At 70.5% G+C, this 18,880-nt stretch carries 14 protein-coding genes; 10 read left to right on the top strand and 4 right to left on the bottom strand.

All coding sequences use genetic code 11. The features are described from left to right. Positions 1–2,276: Eco57I restriction-modification methylase domain-containing protein (locus tag ACIA03_RS19310; RefSeq protein WP_396985427.1), on the bottom strand; the 2,276-nt coding region annotated here is incomplete at its 3' end. A gap of 114 nt (positions 2,277–2,390) precedes the next feature. On the opposite strand from ACIA03_RS19310, the gene ACIA03_RS19305 reads away from it, so the two are divergent. Then, the gene (locus ACIA03_RS19305; protein WP_396985425.1) at positions 2,391–3,614 is read left to right on the top strand and encodes a galactosyldiacylglycerol synthase; all 1,224 of its coding nucleotides are present in this window, start codon (positions 2,391–2,393) and stop codon (positions 3,612–3,614) included. Here the strand turns inward: ACIA03_RS19305 and ACIA03_RS19300 are convergent. The 3 genes from ACIA03_RS19300 to ACIA03_RS19290 form a co-directional block, all read right to left on the bottom strand. Continuing rightward, positions 3,503–4,414, bottom strand: a complete 912-nt coding sequence (locus ACIA03_RS19300) for an amidohydrolase family protein (protein WP_396985423.1) — start codon at positions 4,412–4,414, stop codon at positions 3,503–3,505. The genes ACIA03_RS19305 and ACIA03_RS19300 overlap by 112 nt on opposite strands. Before the next feature lie 11 nt (positions 4,415–4,425). After that, positions 4,426–5,298, bottom strand: a complete 873-nt coding sequence (locus ACIA03_RS19295; RefSeq protein WP_396985421.1) for an RNase H family protein — start codon at positions 5,296–5,298, stop codon at positions 4,426–4,428. 105 nt (positions 5,299–5,403) lie between these two features. Continuing rightward, positions 5,404–7,254: an AMP-dependent synthetase/ligase gene (locus ACIA03_RS19290; RefSeq protein ID WP_396985419.1), complete on the bottom strand. Its 1,851-nt coding sequence runs from the start codon at positions 7,252–7,254 to the stop codon at positions 5,404–5,406. 182 nt (positions 7,255–7,436) lie between these two features. Between ACIA03_RS19290 and ACIA03_RS19285 the strand changes: the two genes are divergently transcribed. The 9 genes from ACIA03_RS19285 to ACIA03_RS19245 all read left to right on the top strand — a co-directional run bounded on the left by ACIA03_RS19285 (position 7,437) and on the right by ACIA03_RS19245 (position 18,728). Further along, positions 7,437–8,612 (top strand): 4-hydroxybenzoate 3-monooxygenase, encoded by a 1,176-nt coding sequence (locus ACIA03_RS19285; RefSeq protein ID WP_396985417.1) that lies wholly within the window; start codon positions 7,437–7,439, stop codon positions 8,610–8,612. A gap of 154 nt (positions 8,613–8,766) precedes the next feature. Further along, positions 8,767–10,704: an amino acid transporter gene (locus ACIA03_RS19280; RefSeq protein ID WP_396985415.1), complete on the top strand. Its 1,938-nt coding sequence runs from the start codon at positions 8,767–8,769 to the stop codon at positions 10,702–10,704. 65 nt (positions 10,705–10,769) lie between these two features. Next, positions 10,770–11,435 (top strand): DUF2470 domain-containing protein, encoded by a 666-nt coding sequence (locus tag ACIA03_RS19275; protein WP_396985413.1) that lies wholly within the window; start codon positions 10,770–10,772, stop codon positions 11,433–11,435. An 86-nt stretch (positions 11,436–11,521) separates the two neighbouring features. Further along, positions 11,522–12,568 (top strand): diiron oxygenase, encoded by a 1,047-nt coding sequence (locus ACIA03_RS19270; RefSeq protein ID WP_396985411.1) that lies wholly within the window; start codon positions 11,522–11,524, stop codon positions 12,566–12,568. Between the two features lie 43 nt (positions 12,569–12,611). Further along, the gene (gene gndA / locus ACIA03_RS19265) at positions 12,612–14,069 is read left to right on the top strand and encodes an NADP-dependent phosphogluconate dehydrogenase (protein ID WP_396985409.1); all 1,458 of its coding nucleotides are present in this window, start codon (positions 12,612–12,614) and stop codon (positions 14,067–14,069) included. A gap of 68 nt (positions 14,070–14,137) precedes the next feature. Then, positions 14,138–14,893 carry a class I SAM-dependent methyltransferase gene (locus tag ACIA03_RS19260; protein WP_396985407.1) on the top strand — a complete coding sequence of 252 codons (756 nt, stop codon included), beginning with the start codon at positions 14,138–14,140 and terminating at the stop codon, positions 14,891–14,893. A 96-nt stretch (positions 14,894–14,989) separates the two neighbouring features. Further along, the gene (locus ACIA03_RS19255) at positions 14,990–15,463 is read left to right on the top strand and encodes a MarR family winged helix-turn-helix transcriptional regulator (protein WP_396985405.1); all 474 of its coding nucleotides are present in this window, start codon (positions 14,990–14,992) and stop codon (positions 15,461–15,463) included. Positions 15,464–15,485: 22 nt separating this feature from the next. Then, positions 15,486–17,903, top strand: a complete 2,418-nt coding sequence (locus ACIA03_RS19250) for an MFS transporter (RefSeq protein WP_396985403.1) — start codon at positions 15,486–15,488, stop codon at positions 17,901–17,903. Between the two features lie 6 nt (positions 17,904–17,909). Further along, a complete protein-coding gene (locus ACIA03_RS19245; RefSeq protein WP_396985401.1) occupies positions 17,910–18,728 on the top strand; it encodes a YceI family protein in 819 nt (272 codons plus the stop codon). Positions 18,729–18,880: the final 152 nt, after the last annotated feature.

Genomic DNA, 18,880 nt, shown 5'->3' with positions numbered 1-18,880 from the left:
GACGTACGTGACGTCTCGGCCGACGTACCTGACGTCTCGGCCGACGTACCTGACGTCTCGGCCGACGTACCTGACGTCTCGGCCGACGTACCTGACGTCTCGGCCGACGTACCTGACGTCTCGGCGAGGGCTAGGTTCTGGGCGACGAGGGCGGCCATGAGGGCTCGCTGGCGGGTGGGGGTGAGGCCGAAGCCGGAGGGGGTCAGGTCGGGGGTGGCCAGGGACTCGTCGATGCCGTGGAGGCGGGCGGTGGCGTGGTTGACGTCGGCGATCGCCTGGCGGAGATCGGTGGTCGCGGAGTCGTGGATATCGGGGTCGCCGACGAGGTTGAGTACGCCGGTGATGCCGATGTGGCGCTCGTCGCCGACCCGCTCCAGGGCTGCGAGCAGCGCAGCCCCTGCCGGGCGGAGCGGCGCGAGGTCCGCCGGGAACGGATAGGTGGCGCGCAGGCGCGAGGGGTTGTAGCGGTAGGCGGTGTTGAGCATGGTGCCGCCGGCGCGCATCGCCCAGACGCGGTGGAGGTCGGAGGCCAGGAACGCGTACGCAGCAGCATCCTGCGTCGGGTAGACGACCAGGCCGTTGGAGAAGACATGGTCGGCACCGACCATGACCGGCCACAGGTGCTTGCTGTGCTTGCTGAACGCGATGACGTGCGAGAGCCCGGCGGCGTCGCGGTAGAGCTCGTCGACCGGGCTGAGGAAGCCCCACCAGCGCTCCTTGAGCTGGGGGTACTTCACGAACTGTCGGCGGCGCTCGGCGCGCACCTTGGACCGCACCAGACGCGCGAGCGGGCGGTCCTCGGCGAGCTCCTCGAGCCCCAGCTTGCCGACGTCGAGCACGAAGCGGGAGGCGGTCGAACCACACGGGGTCACCAGGTCCTCGCCGCTCAGATAGGGCCGCACCGTGTGCCCGAGGAGCCCGCGGCCGAGCGCCTCAGCCTCGGACGGAGTCAGCACGAGCGAGCGCCCGAGCACGATCGTGCCCTGGTAGCCGTGCGGCAGCGGGACCTCGAGGTCCAGCCGGGCCGGCTCGGGGAGCGAGAAGCCATCCTCGAGCGTCCCGGTGATCGCAGGGACCGAGCGCCCGTCGAGCCACGCGCTGTCGAGCGGCCGGGTGGTGAGCCAGATCTTCGCGAACCGCACTCCTGCCGTCGGCCACGGCGCCGACCTTTCTGCCCGGGCGACCTGCCAGCCGCGGTCCAGGAGCGCACCGAGGCCGAACCGTGCGGTATCGCCCTCGCTGATCGAGTCGGTGGTGATCAGCCCGATCTCGCCGCGGCTGAGGGCGGCGGCGCGGAGCAGGAAGTAGATGACGTAGTCGGCCCGCCTCGTCGTGCCCGCGGCGAGCGTGTGCGCGAGGTAGTCCCGCAGCTCCTGACCGATCGCGTCCCGCACCCGCTTCACCCCGAGGTAGGGCGGGTTGCCGACGACCGCGTCGAAGCCGCCACGCGCCATCACCTCGGGGGCGGCCAGCGCCCAGTGGATCGGCCGGACGGAGGGAACGGGGAGTCGCCGGGCCCGGCCCAGCGCTGCGTACGCCTCCTCGAGCCGTCTCCCCGGCCGGCCACCCAGCGGCAGTGCGACGGCGACCATCGCGTCGGCGTACGCCTTCGGGTCACCGACACCGTCGGGCAGCTCGTCCGCGTCGACGAACCCGACCAGCGAGTTGCCGCACAGGATCCGGTCGTCGAGGAACGTCAGCGGGAGCGAAGGGTCCTCGCAGAGCAGCCAGAGCGACAGCTTCGCGATGTCGACCGCGACCGGGTCGATGTCGGCGCCGTAGAGGCAGCGGGTGACGATCTCGGCCATCGGCAGCCGGCACGACGACGCCAGGTAGCGCGCGGAGGCGAGGAGGAAGACGCCGGTCCCGGCGGCGATGTCGACCACGGTCGCATCCGGGGACGCGACCGGCGCCAAGGCGTGGGCGACGACCTCGTCGGCCAGCTCGGGCGGGGTGTAGTGGGCGCCGTTGTCGCGTCGTGAGGAGTCCTCGAGCAGGGCCTCGTAGACGTAGCCGATCTCCTCCAGCACCAGACCGTCCAACCCGGTCCCGTCCGGGAACAGATAGTTCGACAGCAGACGATCCGACGACGAACGGTCCGCGGCACAGGACAACAGACCCGCCGCGTCCAGGGCCGCGTCGGTGAGCGCCATTCCCCGCGCCTCTGCGAACGCCGCCACGACCCGGCGCATCACCACGGCCACCGCCGAGGGGCCGCCGCCCAGCTCGGCGACCGCCGATCGCGCTCGAGTGCGCAATGCCCGGGCGGTGATCACAGGATGAACCATAGAACGCCCGCAGGTTCGGGGAGACGAACCGACGATGAAGAGTGACGCCCCGGGGTGCCCCCGTTCACCACAACGTCACACCGCACGTACAGAATCCGGCGCATGTCCATCGACTCGGAGCGGCTCGCACCCCTCCTCCACATCCGGCCCGGCACGACACCTCGTGTGGCGATCATCTCGGCGAGCTACGGCGCGGGCCACAACTCGGCCTCCCGGGAGATCTCCCGAGCACTCGGGGAGGCCGGATGTGACGTCGAGATCTTCGACTTCGTCGACCTGATGCCCTGGCGGCTCGGGCACGGGCTGAAGTTCGGCTACAAGATGCAGCTCCAGGTCAGCCCCGAGTCCTGGGGCACCACGATGAGCCTGGTCATGCCGGGACGCCCGCTCCACAGACCCTTCAACCAGGTCCTCCGCCTCTCCACGCGCAACCTCACCGACGCCATGCACGGCGCCGACCTGGTCATCTCCACCCACCCGTTCTGCTCCCAGGTCATCGGCCACCTGCGCGCCACGGGGCAGCTCACCGTGCCCGCCGTCACCTACCTCACCGACGCCGCCGTCCCGGCGCTGTGGATCAACCCCGGCATCGACCTCAACCTCGCCATCCACGAGGTCGCGGCCCACGAGGCGCGCATGCTCGGCGGCACGGCGGCCGTGGTCCAGCCGCTGGTCCCGCCGGGTGCGGCGTACGTCCCCGGGGAGGTCTTTCCCGACCCCCTGGCGGACCTCGGCCTCGAGGGCCCGCGGGCATTGGTCACCGGCGGTTCGCTGGGCGCCGGCGCGCTCGAGCAGACCGCCCGCGACATCCTCGAGCACAGCGACATGACCCCGATCGTCCTCTGCGCGACCGACTCCTGCCTCAAGCGTCGCCTGGAGCGGATCCCCGGTGTGGTGGCGCTCGGCTGGCGCACCGACGTACGTGCCCTGATGGCGACCAGCGACTGCGTCGTCCAGAACGCCGGCGGCTTCACCTCGCTGGAGGCCCTGGCCTCGGGCACGCCGGTGATCACCTACCGCTCGATCTCCGGCCACGGCGCCGCCAACTCGGCCAACCTGGATCGCGCCGGGCTGATCCCGTGGGCCCGCGACGAGATCGAGCTCGCCAAGCACCTGGTCGTCGCCATGGAGTCGCCCCGGTTCAACCGGCTTGCGCTCGGGGTCCCCGACATCGTCCAGCTCCTCACGGGCAGCGGCGACGAGACCGCGGTTGCTCAGCGGTTCGAGGACAGCCCGAAGAGCCGCGCAGCGTTCTCGTGGAGCACCGCGCGGGCCCAGTCGTCCCCGAGCCCGAGCCCCAGAACCCCGTCGACCGCCTCGAGATAGGGGTAGGGGATGTTCGGGAAGTCGCTCCCGAACAGCACCCGCTCCCCCAGCGCCTTCAGCCGCGGCAGCTCCTCGGCCGGGAAGGGCGTCGATGCCTCGGTGAAGACGGTGAAGGCCATGGTCGTGTCCAGATGCACGCCGTCGTACTTCTCCGCCAGGTCGAGGAAGCGCGCGTAGTCCGGCAGTCCCATGTGGGCCACGACCAGCACCAGGTCGGGATAGCGTCCGAGCAGTGCCTCCATCCCGGCCGGCCCGGTGAACCGCCCCGGCGCCGGCCCGTGGCCGGAGTGGATCACCAGCGGCGTACGCGACTGCGAGAGCACCTCCCAGACCGGGTCCAGCAGCGGCGAGTTGGGGTCGTAGTCACCGACCTGGACGTGCGCCTTGAAGATCTGCGCGCCCGCCTCGACCGCCTCACGCACGTAGTCGCCCGCACCCGGCTCCGGGTAGAACGTCGCCGACTGCAGGCAGTCCGGCTTGTCGGCCGCGAACTCCGCACCCCACTGGTTCAGCCACGCCGCCATCCCCGGCTTGTGCGGATAGGTGAGGGCGGAGAAGTGACGTACGCCGAGGTCTCGCAGCACCCGGAGGCGCTCCTCCTCGGAGTGCCGGTAGGCGATCGGCCACGCCCGCCCGGTCAGCGGCCCGGCCGAGTCGAAGTAGGCCCACACCTTGTCGAGCATCCGCTCGGGCAGGAAGTGGGTGTGTACGTCGAAGATGCCGTCCAGCCCCAGCGCATCGAGCCGCGCTCGGATCTGCGCGGGCTCGTCCGGGGCGATGGTGACCGTCGGAGAACTCACGACAGGCGAACCTACCCGGCGGACGCGGAGCCCGAGGCCAACGGTGCGGCGAACGTCTCCGCGATCGCCCGCGCCCGCTCGGGAATCTCGTCGGCCGTCAGCCCCCAGGTCCCCTCGGCGAAGCGCCGGGCGAGCTTCGCCAGCGAGTCGGCGCCTTCGTTGAGCGCCTCGCCGACGTGGCCGCGCACCCACTCGAAGGAGAGCCGGCCGGACTCGCGGCACAGCTCGTCGTGCATCCGGGTCAAGCCCGCGAGCTCGGCGCGATGCTCGGTCTCGTAGCCCTTCGGCATCGACAGCCCGCCCTTGAGCCAGTCCGAGATCAGCGCTAGCGCGACCCGCGAGTCGGTCCGGATGGTCAGCGTGCGACGCGGCAGCGCGCGCACCGCCTCCGCGATCGCCTGCAGCTCGGCCAGGACCACCAGCGACTGCGGGTCCCGGATCCGGGCGTTGGGCACCTGCCGGCCGAAGCCGTGCTGGCCGTCGCCGGCGAGCCAGCCCCACCCGATGAACCCACGGTGCGCCGAGCCGTCGGTCGCCACCACCAGCGGCGGCAGCGGGCCGGCGCGGTGAATCGCCAGCGCCTCCACCGCCTCCGCGCGGATGTCGGCGTCCTCCTCGGCGAACGGCACCATGGTGACCCCCGGGTAGGCGTCCGCGATCTCGTCGGTCAGCATCCAGAACCTGGAGTTGGACGGCAGCGCGACCACGACCTGCACCGGAGCGATCTCGACGAGCGCGTCGTACGCCGCCCCGACCGCCGCGATGATGGCGTCCTCGGTCCCGCGGGCACCGAGCGACCCCGCCGACGACACCTCGGGACCGGCCAGAACCCAGTCCCATCTCTCGGCGTCGCTGCGCTCCTTGACGACGATGAAGCAACGCATTGCAGACCTCCTGACCCGCCCGAACAAGTCGGTCTCGACGTTACCCCGCGGCCCCTGAGAAAGAGACTCCGGCGTCAGGATCCGGACGCGGGCCGCCCGTGCGGCTCACCCCTCGGCGTAGAGGCCGTCGATGATGTCGGCGTACTTCTTGCTCACCACGCGCCGCTTGAGCTTCAGGGTCGGGGTGAGCTCCTCGGACTCGGCGGTCCACTCCTCGCCGAGCAGCTCGAACGCCTTGACCTGCTCGGGACGCGACAGCCGGGCGTTGGCCGCCTCGACGGCCTGGCCCACCGCACCCCGGATCACCGGGTGCTGAGCCAGCTCGGCGAGCGACCCGGCCTCGACGCCGAGCTTCTGGGCGACCACGGGAGCGATCTCGCCGTCGAGGGTGAGGACGGCGACCACGTACGAACGCCCGTCGCCGACCACCATCGCGTGGCCGACCAGCGGACTCTCCTTGAGGAGGTTCTCGATGTTGGACGGGGCGATGTTCTTGCCCGCGGAGTTGATGATCATCTCCTTCTTGCGGTCGACGACGCTGAGGAAGCCGTCCTCGTCGAGCGAGCCGATGTCGCCGGTGTGCAGCCAGCCGTCGGCGTCGAGGAGCGTCGCGGTCGCCTCCGGCCGGCGTATGTAGCCAGGAGTCGTGATCGGCCCACGGAACAGGATCTCGCCGTCCTCGGCGATGCGCATCTCGATCCCGGGATGGGGCCGGCCGACCGTGCCGAGCCGGAAACCCTCGGGTCCGTTGGCGGTCGCGGCGCCGGTGGTCTCGGTCATCCCGTAGACGTCGTAGACCTTGATGCCCAGCCCGGCGAAGAAGCGGGCCACCTCGATCGGCATCGGTGCGGCCGCGCTGGCCGCCCACTCGACCCTGTCGAGGCCGAGCAGGGCGCGCATCGTGGACAGCACCGCCGCATCGGCCTGGTCATAGGCCGCCTGCAGCTCGGGGGAGGTCGTCTGTCCGGTCTGCTGCGACTCGACGTAGGCGAGCCCGACCGCCATCGCCTTCTCCACGGCTTCCCGCTTGGCGTCGTCGGTCTCGGCGGCGAGCAGCGCGGTGACGCCGGTGCGGATCTTCTCCCACACCCGCGGCACCCCGAAGAAGCTGGTCGGGTGCACCTCCTGGAGGGTGCCGAGCAGGAGCGACGGGTCCTGGATGAGGTAGACGTGACCGCCGTTGAACTGGGGGATGTAGAGGCTGAGCACCCGCTCGGCGATGTGCGCGAACGGCAGGTAGGAGACCAGGATCCCCGGCTCCTCGATCCCCGAGGTCGACAGCGAGCTGGTGGTCTCGAAGACGATGTTGCGGTGGGTGAGCACCACTCCCTTGGGCTGCCCGGTCGTGCCCGAGGTGTAGAGCATCGTGACGGTGTCGTCAGGGGTCACGGCCGCGCTGCGCGCGTCCAGCTCATCGCCCACCTCGGCGAGCGCCGACGCGCCGGAGGCGACGAAGTCGTCCCACGCCACCGCCCGCGGGTCATCGGCCACCGCGGTGTCGATGGTGACGACACGGCGGATCTCCTCGCGCTTCAGACCGAGCGCCCAGCGAGCGACGTGATCGTCGGTCTCCAGCACCACGATCCGCGGGTCGGCATGCTCGGCGACGTAGCCCACCTGGTCGGGCGCGAGGGTGTTGTAGATGCTGATCGGCACACCGCCGGCGAGCACCGCGGCCAGGTCGGCGACGACGTGCTCGATGCGGTTGGCGGCCATGATCGCGACCGACTCCCCCGGCTGGAGTCCGGCGGCGATGTAGGCGGCGGCCAGCTCGCGGGCGCGCTGGTGCAGCTCGGCCCAGGTCAGCGTGCGCCAGCCGGTGCCGTCGGCGGTGTGCCGGTCGGAGAAGGCCGGCTCGGCGCCGCGTCGGGCGACCACCTCGGCGAGAACATCGACCATGGTCCGGTCGCCGATCTGGGACTCGAGGGCGGCGCGGTCGGCAAGAACGTCGGGCATCAGGGCGCTCCTTCGCTGGTTGTGACTCGGGTCACAAGTCGGTTGCCTCGACCGTAGGGAGGTGTCGGAGCCGACACAAGAGCCCGTCCGCGCTATTCGATAACAGGTTCCACTCCAGCGTCTTTCCACTCACCGGAAGAAGGCGCTGGCGGCGGCCACCGGAACAGGGGTTGACTCGCCCCATGCCAGAAGAACGTACGCAGGTTGTGATCGTCGGTGCCGGCCCCGCGGGGATGCTGCTGAGCCATCTCCTCGCCGCCGACGGGGTCGACTCGGTCGTGGTCGAGACCCGGTCGGAGGAGTACGTCGCAGCCCGGATCCGAGCCGGCATCCTGGAGCAGTCGAGCGTCGACCTGCTCACCGAGGTCGGCCTCGGCGACCGGCTCGCCCGCGACGCCGACGAGCACCGGGGGATCTACCTGCAGTGGCCCGAGGAGCGCCACCACCTCGACTTCGTCGACCTGGTCGGCCGGGCGGTCTACGTCTACGGGCAGACCGAGGTGCAGAAGGACCTGATCGACGCCCGGCGTGCCGCCGGGCAGGTCGTCCACTACGAGGTCCGCGACACCGCCCTGCACGACCTCGAGAGTGACCGGCCGTCGGTCACCTTCACCGACGCAACCGGTGCCGCTCGCCGAATCACCGCCGATGTGATCGTCGGCTGCGACGGCTCCTTCGGCCCCAGCCGCGCCGCCATCCCGGCACGGGAGAGCTGGGACCGCACCTACCCCTACAGCTGGTTCGGCATCCTCGCCGACGTCGCCCCCTCGACCGACGAGCTCATCTACGCCTGGCACCCCGACGGCTTCGCGCTGCACTCGATGCGCTCGGAGAGCGTCTCGCGCTTCTACCTCCAGGTGCCCAACGGGACCGACCCGGCGAGCTGGTCCGACGACCAGATCTGGGACGCCCTCGCGGCGCGGCTCGGCCACGGCCAGAACGGCTGGGCGCTGCAGCCGGGCCCGATCACCGATCGCAGCGTCCTGCCGATGCGCTCGCACGTGTCCACGCCGATGCGCCACGGCCGGCTCTTCCTGGCCGGCGACGCCGCCCACATCGTCCCGCCGACCGGCGCCAAGGGGCTCAACCTCGCGGTCGCCGACGTCGCCCTGCTGGCGCCGGCGCTCACCGCGCTGCTCAAGGGCGACTCCAGGCTGGCCGACGACTACTCCGAGACCGCGCTGCGCCGGGTGTGGCGCTGCACCCACTTCTCCTGGTGGATGACGACGATGCTGCACACCGCCGAGGACCCCTTCGACACCGAGCTCCAGCTCTCCCAGCTGCGCTGGGTGACCTCCAGCGAGCACGCCGCCGCCGGGCTCGCGGAGAACTACGCCGGTCTACCGATCGGCTTCTGAGCGACCCGCCCCGGGATCTCGTCCGCCTCGCTCTCGACCGGCTCGGCGATCGCCGCCGGGCGGCCGTGCGACGCGCCGCCGAAAGCGTCTCGCGCGGCCCTGTTCGAGTAGGCTCGCGCGTCGTTCTGGACCAGAGACGAGAAAGTTGCGCGACATGGCCGCATCACGGTTGGGGCAATGGCTGCTGACCTCCGACGAGCCGGAGCCGGAAGGCTTCTACGAGAGCGAGTCGGACGTCTCCGCCAACCATCAGACCCAGCCCTGGTGGAGGGTGATGTGCCTGACGGGCGTCGACTACTTCTCCACGCTCGGCTACCAGCCGGCGATCGCCGCGCTGGCGGCCGGCGCGATCGCGCCGTTCGCGACGCTCGTACTGGTACTCATCACCCTCTTCGCAGCACTGCCGATGTATCGCCGGGTGGCCGAGGAGAGCCCTCACGGCGACGGCAGCCTCTCGATGCTGGAGCGGCTGCTGTCGTACTGGTCGAGCAAGCTGCTGGTGCTGGCCCTGCTCGGGTTCGTGGCCACCGGGTTCGTCATCACCATGACGCTCTCGGCCGCCGACGCCGCGGCGCACATGCTCGAGAACCCCTTCCTCCACGACGCGCTCAGCGGCAAGCAGGTCGTGGTGACCCTGCTCCTGCTGGCACTGCTCGGCGGCGTGTTCCTCAAGGGCTTCAAGGAGGCGATCGGCATCGCCGTGGTGCTGGTCGTCGTCTTCATCGGGCTCAGCGCTGTCGTCACCGTCGAGGGCCTCGTCGAGGCACTGACCCACCCCGAGGTCTTCTCCAACTGGACCGACGCCATCTCCGCCGAGCACGCGATCCCGCTCGGGGTCATCGGCGCGGCGCTCATCGTCTTCCCCGCCCTCGCGCTCGGCCTGTCCGGGTTCGAGACCGGCGTGGTCGTGATGCCGCTGGTCAAGGGCGACCCCAGCGACACCCAGGAGGCTCCCCTCGGGCGGATCCGCAACGCCAAGAAGCTGCTCACCAGCGCCGCGTTGATCATGAGCGTGATGCTGCTCAGCTCCACCCTGGTCACCACCCTGCTGATCCCCGGCGAGCAGTTCGAGGAGGGCGGCGAGGCCAACGGGCGCGCGCTGGCCTACCTGGCGCACGAGCGGTTCGGCGACGCCTTCGGGACCGCCTACGACATCGCCACGATCGGCATCCTGTGGTTCGCCGGTGCCAGCGCGATGGCCGGTCTGCTCAACATCGTGCCGCGCTACCTGCCCCGCTACGGGATGGCGCCCGACTGGGCCCGTCTGACCCGGCCGCTGACCCTGGTGTTCACGGTCATCGCCGCGGTGGTCACGCTCCTGTTCAGCGCCGACGTCAACGCCCAGGCAGGGGCGTACGCCACCGGCGTACTGGCGTTGATGACGTCGGCCGCCGTGGCCGTCACCCTGACCGAGTGGCGGCGGGGCCGTCGGAGTCGTGGCCTGTTCTTCGGAGTGGTCAGCGCGATCTTCGTCTACACGATCTCGGTCACGATCATCGAGCGGCCCGAGGGCCTGCTCATCGCGCTGATCTTCGTCGTGATGATCCTCGTGGTCAGCGTCTACTCCCGGATCATGCGCAGCACCGAGCTGCGGGTCAACCGGGTCGACATCGACCAGGGCGCCCAGAAGGTCCTCGACATCTCGATCGCCGACCCGCGCCCGATCCGGTTCATCGCCAACAAGCTGCAGGCCGGCGACAGCGACGAGTACGACGAGAAGATGGCCGAGGTGCAGCTCGACAACCACCTCGGCGACCACGAGGACCGGATCTTCCTCGAGGTCGAGGTCACCGACGCGAGCGAGTTCGAGACGCTCGTCGAGGTCACCAGCGTCCAGGTCGGCAAGCACCGCATCCTGCGCGCGACCGGGTCGAGCGTGCCGAACGCCATCGCCGCTTTCCTGCTGCACGTGCGCGACCTCGACGACCAGGTCCCGCACGTCTACTTCGAGTGGTCCGAGCGGGCGCCGGCCGACAACGCACTGCGGTTCTGGCTGGCCGGTGAGGGTGACATCCCGCCCCTGACGCACGAGATCCTCCGCAAGGCCGAGCCCGAGGAACAGCGGCGACCCCAGGTGCACGTCGGCGGGTAGCCCGCCCCCTTGCCCCACCAGGCGCCTCCATGTTTAGGTAAGCCTTACCTAAACATGGAGGTGTCATGGAGTCGACTCCCCGCATTGCCCGCAGCATCCTGTCCTGCCCCCGCGGGGGCAACGTGGTCATCGACGGCATCCCCTACTCGCTGGAGGAGCTCGAGATGCAGGGCTTCGCCGACGACGGCGGGCGGCCGACCTTCCTGTGCCCGCCCGAGCGACGGATGGCGTACGCCGGCCGTCGCGGCAGCCATGTCGTGCTGGTCCTCCAGGGCGCGCTCGGCAACGGCGAGGCGGTCCGCCTGACCGGCACGCTGCGGTGGCTGCGTACGGATGCCTGCACGTGCTGCGAGACGGAGTGGGAGGAGATCGTCATGGACGTCTCCAACGTCATCCTGGTCCACCCCACCGGCGAGGCGGTGCCGATCCCGCTCGACGCCTTCACCGACCGCGACCTCGACCTCAACGACGGCGTGATCCACCGCAACCAGGACCACCTCAACAACCAGCACGGCGAGGAGCTGCGCGAGGCCGTCGCGACCCGTTGCTACATCCCGGCCGACAGCATCCTGGCCGCCCAGATCACCGGCCTGAGCGCGGAGGGCTTCGAGTTCCAGTGGGTCGACGAGCGCGGCGCCCACAGCGCGCGCACGACCTTCGACCGCCCCGCCCGGACGCCGGAGGACCTCGTCGCCGGAGTCCGCAAGGCGCTCGCCGCCGAGATCTGCTGAAATCAAGATTTCTCGCTCCATCCAGATTCCCGGGACACAAATCCCATGTACATTGGTTGATAGACCAACGTCGCAAGGAGGCTCGGATGGTTGTGCAGACACTTCGCTCGATCGGTGGCTACGTGGGCGCCGTCGCCGGCACCCCGGTCCGGATGATCAGACCCCAGCCGTTCGGAGCCCAGCCCCGCCGGGCGTACGACGAGACGCTGCGTACGTTGTCGGAGGCGTCGGTCGAGAAGTACTTCAACGCGTTCAAGGACATCGACTGGGACGCCCCGGAGATGGCGATCGACGAGGACGACGAGCGCTGGATCCTGCCCCCGCTCGACCTGCTCGGCGCCCACCCCTGGTATCAGTCGCTGCCCAAGGCGCGCCAGATCGAGGTCGGCCGGCATCGCCTCACCGCGATCGTCAAGACCGGCTCCCAGTTCGAGCAGCTGCTCCTCCTCGGCGGCACCCAGTTCCTGATGGGCGTCGACAACGGCGACCCCGAGTTCCGCTACTTCATGCACGAGCTCACCGAGGAGACCCACCACATCCAGATGTTCCAGGAGTTCACCAACCGGGTCTGCCCCGACGTCGCCGGCGCGCCCGGCTGGCTGATGCGCTCGATCCCGCTGGTGGGACACCTCGGCGGGCTCTACCCGGCGCTCTTCTTCGCGATCATCCTGGCCGGCGAGGAGCCGATCGACCACGTGCAGAAGGAGGTCATGCGCTCCGGCGGTACCCACCCGCTCCTGGACCGGATCATGGCCATCCACATCGCCGAGGAGGCCCGCCACATCGGCTTCGCGCACGCCTGGCTCGAGGAGCACGCGCCGTCGCTCAACCCGGTCTCGCGCCTGGCCCTCGGCATCCTCACGCCGCTCGCGATGCGCCTGGGCTCCGACGCGATCATCGTCCCGTCCCGTGCCGACCGGGAGCTCATGGGTATGCCCGACTCGGTCGCCCGCGAGGTCTGGGGCACCGGCCCCGAGGCGGCCGCGTTCCGTCGTCATCTCTTCGCCGACGTCAGGATGCTCTTCGACAACCTCGGGCTGCGTACGCCGCTGGCCCGGTGGTCCTGGCGGGTGCTCGGCGTCGACGGACGGCCGGCGCGTTTTCGCGCCGAGCCACCCACCGTCGCTGCTTGACGAGCGGAGTTGAATGGCATCACCGACTCACACGAGGAGCATGATGCCGAACAACGACAGTGGCCGCGCGAACATCGGTGTGGTGGGCCTGGCCGTGATGGGCTCCAACCTGGCCCGCAACCTGGCCTCCCGCGAGGGCAACACGGTGGCGGTCTACAACCGCACCTACGCCCGCACCGAGGAGCTCGTCACCGAGCATCCCGAGGCCGGTTTTCTCGCCTCCGAGACGATCGACGACTTCGTGGCCACGCTGGCCAAGCCGCGCACGGCGATCATCATGGTGCAGGCGGGCAAGGGCACCGACGCGGTGATCGAGCAGCTGGCCGAGCGGTTCGAGCCCGGCGACATCATCGTCGACGGCGGCAACGCCAACTTCAACGACACCATCCGCCGCGAGCGCGAGCTGCGCGAGCGGGGCCTGAACTTCGTCGGCACCGGCATCTCCGGCGGTGAGGAGGGCGCCCTCAACGGCCCCTCGATCATGCCCGGCGGCTCGGCCGAGGCCTGGGAGACGCTCGGCCCGATCCTGAAGTCGATCGCCGCGGTGGCGGAGGGCGAGCCGTGCGTGACCCACGTCGGCACCGACGGCGCCGGCCACTTCGTGAAGATGGTCCACAACGGCATCGAGTACGCCGACATGCAGCTGATCGCGGAGGCCTACGACCTCCTCCGGCGGGTGGGCGGGCTCTCGGTGGAGCAGCTGGTCGACGTCTTCCAGGACTGGAACACCGGCGACCTGGAGTCCTACCTGATCGAGATCACCGCGGAGGTGCTCGCCCAGAAGGACGCCGAGACCGGGGCCCCCTTGGTCGATGTGATTCTCGACGAGGCCGGCTCGAAGGGCACCGGCGTCTGGACGGTGCAGAACGCGCTCGGCCTGGGCATCCCGGTCTCCGGCATCGGCGAGGCGGTCTTCGCCCGGGCGGTCTCCTCCAAGCCCGCCCAGCGCGGGGCGATGCGGGCCTCGGTGACCAACCGCCCGAAGGCGCCCGAGGTCCCCGACACGTTCGTCGACGACGTACGCGCGGCCCTCTATGCCTCGAAGGTGGTCGCCTACGCGCAGGGCTTCGACCTGATCGTGGCCGGCGCGAAGGAGTACGGCTGGGACATCGACCTCGGCGCGCTCGCCAAGATCTGGCGGGCCGGCTGCATCATCCGGGCCCGCTTCCTCAACCGGATCGTGGATGCGTACGCCACCAAGCCCGACCTGGAGACGCTGCTGGTCGACCCCTACTTCGCCGACGCGGTCGCCTCCGGCGAGGAGGCGTGGCGGCGCGTCGTCGGGATCGCGGCCGCCTCGGGCGTCCCCGCACCCGGGTTCTCCTCGGCGCTCGCCTACTTCGACTCGCTCGCCGCCGACCGGCTCCCGGCCGCGCTCATCCAGGGCCAGCGGGACTTCTTCGGCGCCCACACCTACAAGCGTGTGGACAAGGACGGCACCTTCCACACGCTGTGGTCCGACGACCGCTCGGAGATCGCGACGACGCCCTCGACGCACTAGCCCCACGGGGCCGGGAGATACCGAACTTGGGGCTGTCGTTCCGGCGGGCGGCAGTCCTAGTTTGAAGCATGGGGTTCGACGTCGCCGCGGAGAGGTACGCCCGTTTCATGGGCCGCTACGCCGAACCCCTCGCACCCCACTTCGCCGACTTCGCCCGGGTCAGCATGGGCCAGCGGGTGCTCGACGTCGGCTGCGGGCCGGGCACGCTCACCCGCGTCCTGGTGACGCTCACCGAGGCCCACCTGGTGGCCGCCATCGATCCGTCGCCGCCCTTCATCGAGGCGGTCGCCAGGAAGCTGGCGAGGGTGGACGTGCACACCGGCGTGGCCGAGGCACTCCCCTTCGCCGACAACTGGTTCGACGTCTCGCTCGCCCAGCTGGTCGTGCACTTCATGACCGACCCGGCGGCGGGCATCAAGGAGATGATCCGGGTCACCCGTCCCGGCGGCACCGTCGCGGCGTGCGTCTGGGACGCCGACACCGGTGCCGTCGCGCCGTTCTGGGCGTGCGTGCACGAGATCGACCCGGAGGCCGAGGACGAGGCCTTCCTCGCCGGCGCCCGGATGGGTGACCTCGAGCAGATGTTCAGGGACGCAGGCCTCCGCAAGGTCGAGCCCAGCGGCCTAGTCATCCGCGTCACCCACCCGACCTTCGAGGACTGGTGGGACCCCTACACCTTCGGCGTCGGCCCGGCCGGCGACTACGTGAACTCGCTCGACGACGCCGGCCGCAAGGCGCTCGAGGAGGTCGCCCGGCGACGGCTCGGGAACGGCCCGTTCACGGTCACCGCGACCGCCTGGGCGGCCCGCGGCACCGTCGCCTGACCCACCCGGTGACTTCGGTCTCATCCCGCGTGGCAATTTGCATTGCTCCCCTATCCTCAATAAGGTTGTAAAAGTCAACCAACCAGAGGGGCGATGATGGAGCAGGCGACCTACCGCGACCTGATGCATCGACTCAGCGAGGTCGGGGCCGTCAAGAAGGGTCTGGCCCGCAACCTCCCACCCGACCTACCGGCCGGGTCCGCGGGCGTGCTGGGTCTGCTGTCCCAGCACGGCGAGATGACCATCAGCGAGCTCACCGACCTGCTCGCCATCGACATCTCGGTGACCAGTCGCCATGTCTCGTACCTCGCCGATCAGGGCTGGCTCGAGCGCTCCCCCAACCCGGCGGACGGACGCTCCCGCCTGCTGCGTCTCACCGACTCCGGGCGCGACCTGCTCGCCGGGTTCTCCGACCACATCACCGAGCTGCTCGCCGAACGGCTCAGCGACTGGAGCGACCACGAGGTGCATGAGCTGATCCGGCTCATGGGCAAGCTGCACGACAGCCTCGCCTGCCCCGCGCACTCGCTCACCCACGTACGCAACCAACGCTTCGCTCAACCCCGCTGAGCTCATAGAAGAAGGGAAGTCCATGGCAACGACAACGGCCGAACGGACTCACGCCGGTCCGCCGGGAGGCGCGTCCGGCGACGGCTTCCACATGTCTCACCGCGAGATCATGGAGGCACTCTCGGGCCTGCTGCTCGGCATGTTCGTAGCGATGATCTCCTCCACGATCGTCTCCAACGCGCTGCCCGAGATCATCGCCGACATCGGCGGCGGGCAGTCGGCCTACACCTGGGTGGTCACGGCCTCCCTGCTGACCATGACGGCCACCACCCCGCTGTGGGGCAAGATGGCCGACCTGTTCAGCAAGAAGGTGCTCATGCAGCTCGCGCTGGTCCTCTTCGTGGCGGCCTCGGCCGTCGCGGGGCTGGCCCAGAACCCGGGGCAGCTGATCGCCGCCCGGGCGGTCCAGGGCATCGGCATGGGCGGTCTGACCGCCCTGGCCCAGGTCATCATGGCCGCGATGATCGCGCCGCGTGAGCGCGGCCGCTACTCGGGCTACCTCGGCGCCGTCTTCGCTGTCGCCACCGTCGGCGGCCCGCTGCTCGGCGGCGTCATCACCGACGCCGACTCGCTCGGCTGGCGCTGGTGCTTCTACGTCGGCATCCCGTTCGCGGTGATCGCGTTCATCGTGCTGCAGAAGACCCTGCACCTTCCGGTCATCAGGCGCGAGGGCGTCAAGGTCGACTGGTCCGGCGCGTTCTTCATGGCGGCCGGCGTCTCGCTGCTGCTCATCTGGGTGACCTTCGCCGGCGACAAGTACGACTGGGCCTCCTGGGAGACCGCGGCCATGGTCGGCGGCTCCGTGCTGCTCCTGCTGATCTTCGTCCTCGTCGAGTCTCGGGCCAAGGAGCCGATCATCCCGCTTCGGCTCTTCGCCAACCGCACGATCACGCTCTCCTCGCTCGCCTCGCTCTTCGTCGGCGTGGCGATGTTCGCCGGCACGATCTTCTTCAGCCAGTACTTCCAGCTCGCCCGCGACGAGTCGCCGACGATGGCCGGCGTGATGACGATCCCGATGATCGCCGGACTGTTCCTCTCCTCGACCATCTCCGGCCAGGTCATCACCCGCACCGGGAAGTGGAAGGCCTGGCTGGTCGTCGGCGCCGTCCTCATCGTCGGCGGGCTGGGCCTGCTCGGCACGATCCGCTACGACACCGAGTACTGGCACGTCGCGATCTTCATGGCGGTCCTCGGGCTCGGCGTCGGTATGACGATGCAGAACCTGGTCCTCTCCACGCAGAACCAGGTCTCGCCCGCCGACCTCGGCGCGGCCAGCTCCATGGTCACCTTCTTCCGCAGCCTCGGCGGCGCGATGGGCGTCTCCGCGCTCGGCGCGCTGATGGCCCACCGGGTCACCGACTACGTCGAGGACGGCCTCGCCGACCTGGGTCCGAAGTACGCCGCCCTGGCCCAGGGCACCTCCGGTGAGATCCCGGACATGGACAAGGTGCCCGAGCCGCTGCGGTCGGTGCTGGAGAGTGCCTACGGGCACGGCATCGCCGACATCTTCCTGGTCGCCTCCGCGGTTGCCGTGATCGCGCTGCTGTTCGTGCTGTTCATCAAGGAGGTGCCGCTCAAGACCAGGTCCGGGCTCGCCCAGGCTGCCGAGGAGGACTCCCCCGCAGCCGTCGCCGAGGCCGTCGCCGGGGTGACCGAGCAGCACGCTGCTCCCGTCTCCCACGGGACCCCGCTGCACGGGTTCGTCCGCGGTTCCGGGAGCGTCCCGGTCCCGTACGCCGCGGTCACGCTGATCTCGCTGTCCGGGCGTCAGCTCGGACGCTCGGTCGCCCACGCCGACGGCGCCTACTCGGTGGACGCACCTGGCCCCGGGACGTACGTGCTGATCGCGTCGGCCGACGGCTTCCAGCCGCAGGCCTCCACGGTGGTCGTGGGCGGTGAGCCGGTGGCGTACGACCTCCTGCTCAGCGGCACCACCGGCCTCAAGGGCATCGTGCGTCGCGGTGAGGACGGCGCGCCGATCCAGGGCGCGATGGTGATCGTGACCGACGTACGCGGCGACCTGCTCTCCACCGGCACCACCGTCGCCGACGGCACCTTCTTCGTCGACGAGCTGGTCCCGGGTCCGGCCACGGTCGCGGTCAACGCCGAGGGCTACCGCCCGCACGCGGTGCCGATCGAGATCGGCGCCACCGGCGTCACCCGTCTCGAGGTGGAGCTGGTCACCGGCGCCCGCCTGACCGGTGTCGTCAAGGCGGCCTTCGGGCCCCTCGCCGACGCCCGGGTGACGCTGGTCGACGCCGCCGGCAACGTGGCCGGGACGGCGACGACGGGTGCTGACGGGGCGTACGCCTTCGCCGATCTCGACAGCGGCGACTACACCGTCCTGGCGACCAGCTACCCGCCCGCGGCCAGCGCCGTGAGCCTCACCGGCCACGGCGTGGACGGCCACGAGATCGTCCTCTCCCACCCCGAGGACTGATCCGCGATGGCACTGACCGCACAGATCCGCACCCGTGACGGATGGGCCGTCGCGCACGCGGTCGTCACCCTCACCGACACGGCCGGCGGTCAGGTGCTGCGCGCCGAGGCCGACGAGGACGGTGTCGTCACCGACGACACCGTCCTCGCCCCCGGGCCGTACGTCGCGATCATCACCGCGATCGGCTGGTCCCCCACCGCGGCGACCGCGATCGTCACCGCCTCGGGGACGGCCGCGCTCGGCACCGTCACGCTGACCCGGCAGGGGGACACCTCGCTCCCGGCCCCGGGGCCGTGGACGATCGACCCCGCCCACTCCAGCCTCGGCGCGGTCGCGCAGCATCTGGGCATCTCCAGCGTGCGCGGCCGGTTCACCGACTTCGCCGGGGTCGTCGAGATCGCCCCGGACCACCTGGAGAAGTCCCGCGTCGAGGCGGTCATCCGCGCCGCCTCGATCGACACCGGCAACCGGATGCGCGACGACCACCTGCGCAGCGGTGACTTCCTCGACGTCGAGGCGTTCCCCGAGATCGTCTATCGCTCCACCGGGCTCAACCCGGCCGGAGCCGACCGCTGGACCGTGCACGGAGAGCTCTCCATGCACGGGCAGACCCGCTCCGTCGACCTCCACGTCGCCTACCTCGGCACCGGCCCCGACGCCTGGGGCGGCACCCGCGCCGCCTTCCGTGCGACCGCCCAGCTCCGCCGCGACGACTTCGCGATGAGCTACAACCAGGCCGTCGCCGCCGGTATCGCCGCCATCGGCACGACCCTCAAGGTCGAGCTGGACATCCAGGCCGTCCAGGGCGACACGCTTCCGGCATGAGCCGAGGCGTCAGCCCGGTCGGCCGAAGCGTCAGGTACGTCGGGGGGGGGGGGGGGGGGGGGGCCCGGCAGGCCCCCGGCGAGGAGAGGGGGGCGGGGGGTGTGGGGGGCGCGGAGGAGACGAGAGGGTTTGTGGGTGGGGCTGGGCGCAAC

This window comes from Nocardioides sp. NPDC051685, assembly GCF_044453405.1.
GTDB lineage: Bacteria > Actinomycetota > Actinomycetes > Propionibacteriales > Nocardioidaceae > Nocardioides.
The sequence above is the reverse complement of the archived record's forward strand: the minus strand, read 5'-3'. Positions and strand labels throughout refer to the sequence as shown.

Excerpts from the sequence above, each read along its gene's own strand:
- gndA (WP_396985409.1), top strand. The coding sequence starts at position 12,612 with ATGCCGAACAACGACAGTGGCCGCGCGAACATCGGTGTGGTGGGCCTG.
- ACIA03_RS19275 (WP_396985413.1), top strand. The coding sequence starts at position 10,770 with ATGGAGTCGACTCCCCGCATTGCCCGCAGCATCCTGTCCTGCCCCCGC.
- ACIA03_RS19260 (WP_396985407.1), top strand. The coding sequence starts at position 14,138 with ATGGGGTTCGACGTCGCCGCGGAGAGGTACGCCCGTTTCATGGGCCGC.
- ACIA03_RS19285 (WP_396985417.1), top strand. The coding sequence starts at position 7,437 with ATGCCAGAAGAACGTACGCAGGTTGTGATCGTCGGTGCCGGCCCCGCG.
- ACIA03_RS19290 (WP_396985419.1), bottom strand. The coding sequence starts at position 7,254 with ATGCCCGACGTTCTTGCCGACCGCGCCGCCCTCGAGTCCCAGATCGGC.
- ACIA03_RS19295 (WP_396985421.1), bottom strand. The coding sequence starts at position 5,298 with ATGCGTTGCTTCATCGTCGTCAAGGAGCGCAGCGACGCCGAGAGATGG.
- ACIA03_RS19305 (WP_396985425.1), top strand. The coding sequence starts at position 2,391 with ATGTCCATCGACTCGGAGCGGCTCGCACCCCTCCTCCACATCCGGCCC.
- ACIA03_RS19270 (WP_396985411.1), top strand. The coding sequence starts at position 11,522 with ATGGTTGTGCAGACACTTCGCTCGATCGGTGGCTACGTGGGCGCCGTC.
- ACIA03_RS19250 (WP_396985403.1), top strand. The coding sequence starts at position 15,486 with ATGGCAACGACAACGGCCGAACGGACTCACGCCGGTCCGCCGGGAGGC.
- ACIA03_RS19255 (WP_396985405.1), top strand. The coding sequence starts at position 14,990 with ATGGAGCAGGCGACCTACCGCGACCTGATGCATCGACTCAGCGAGGTC.
- ACIA03_RS19280 (WP_396985415.1), top strand. The coding sequence starts at position 8,767 with ATGGCCGCATCACGGTTGGGGCAATGGCTGCTGACCTCCGACGAGCCG.
- ACIA03_RS19245 (WP_396985401.1), top strand. The coding sequence starts at position 17,910 with ATGGCACTGACCGCACAGATCCGCACCCGTGACGGATGGGCCGTCGCG.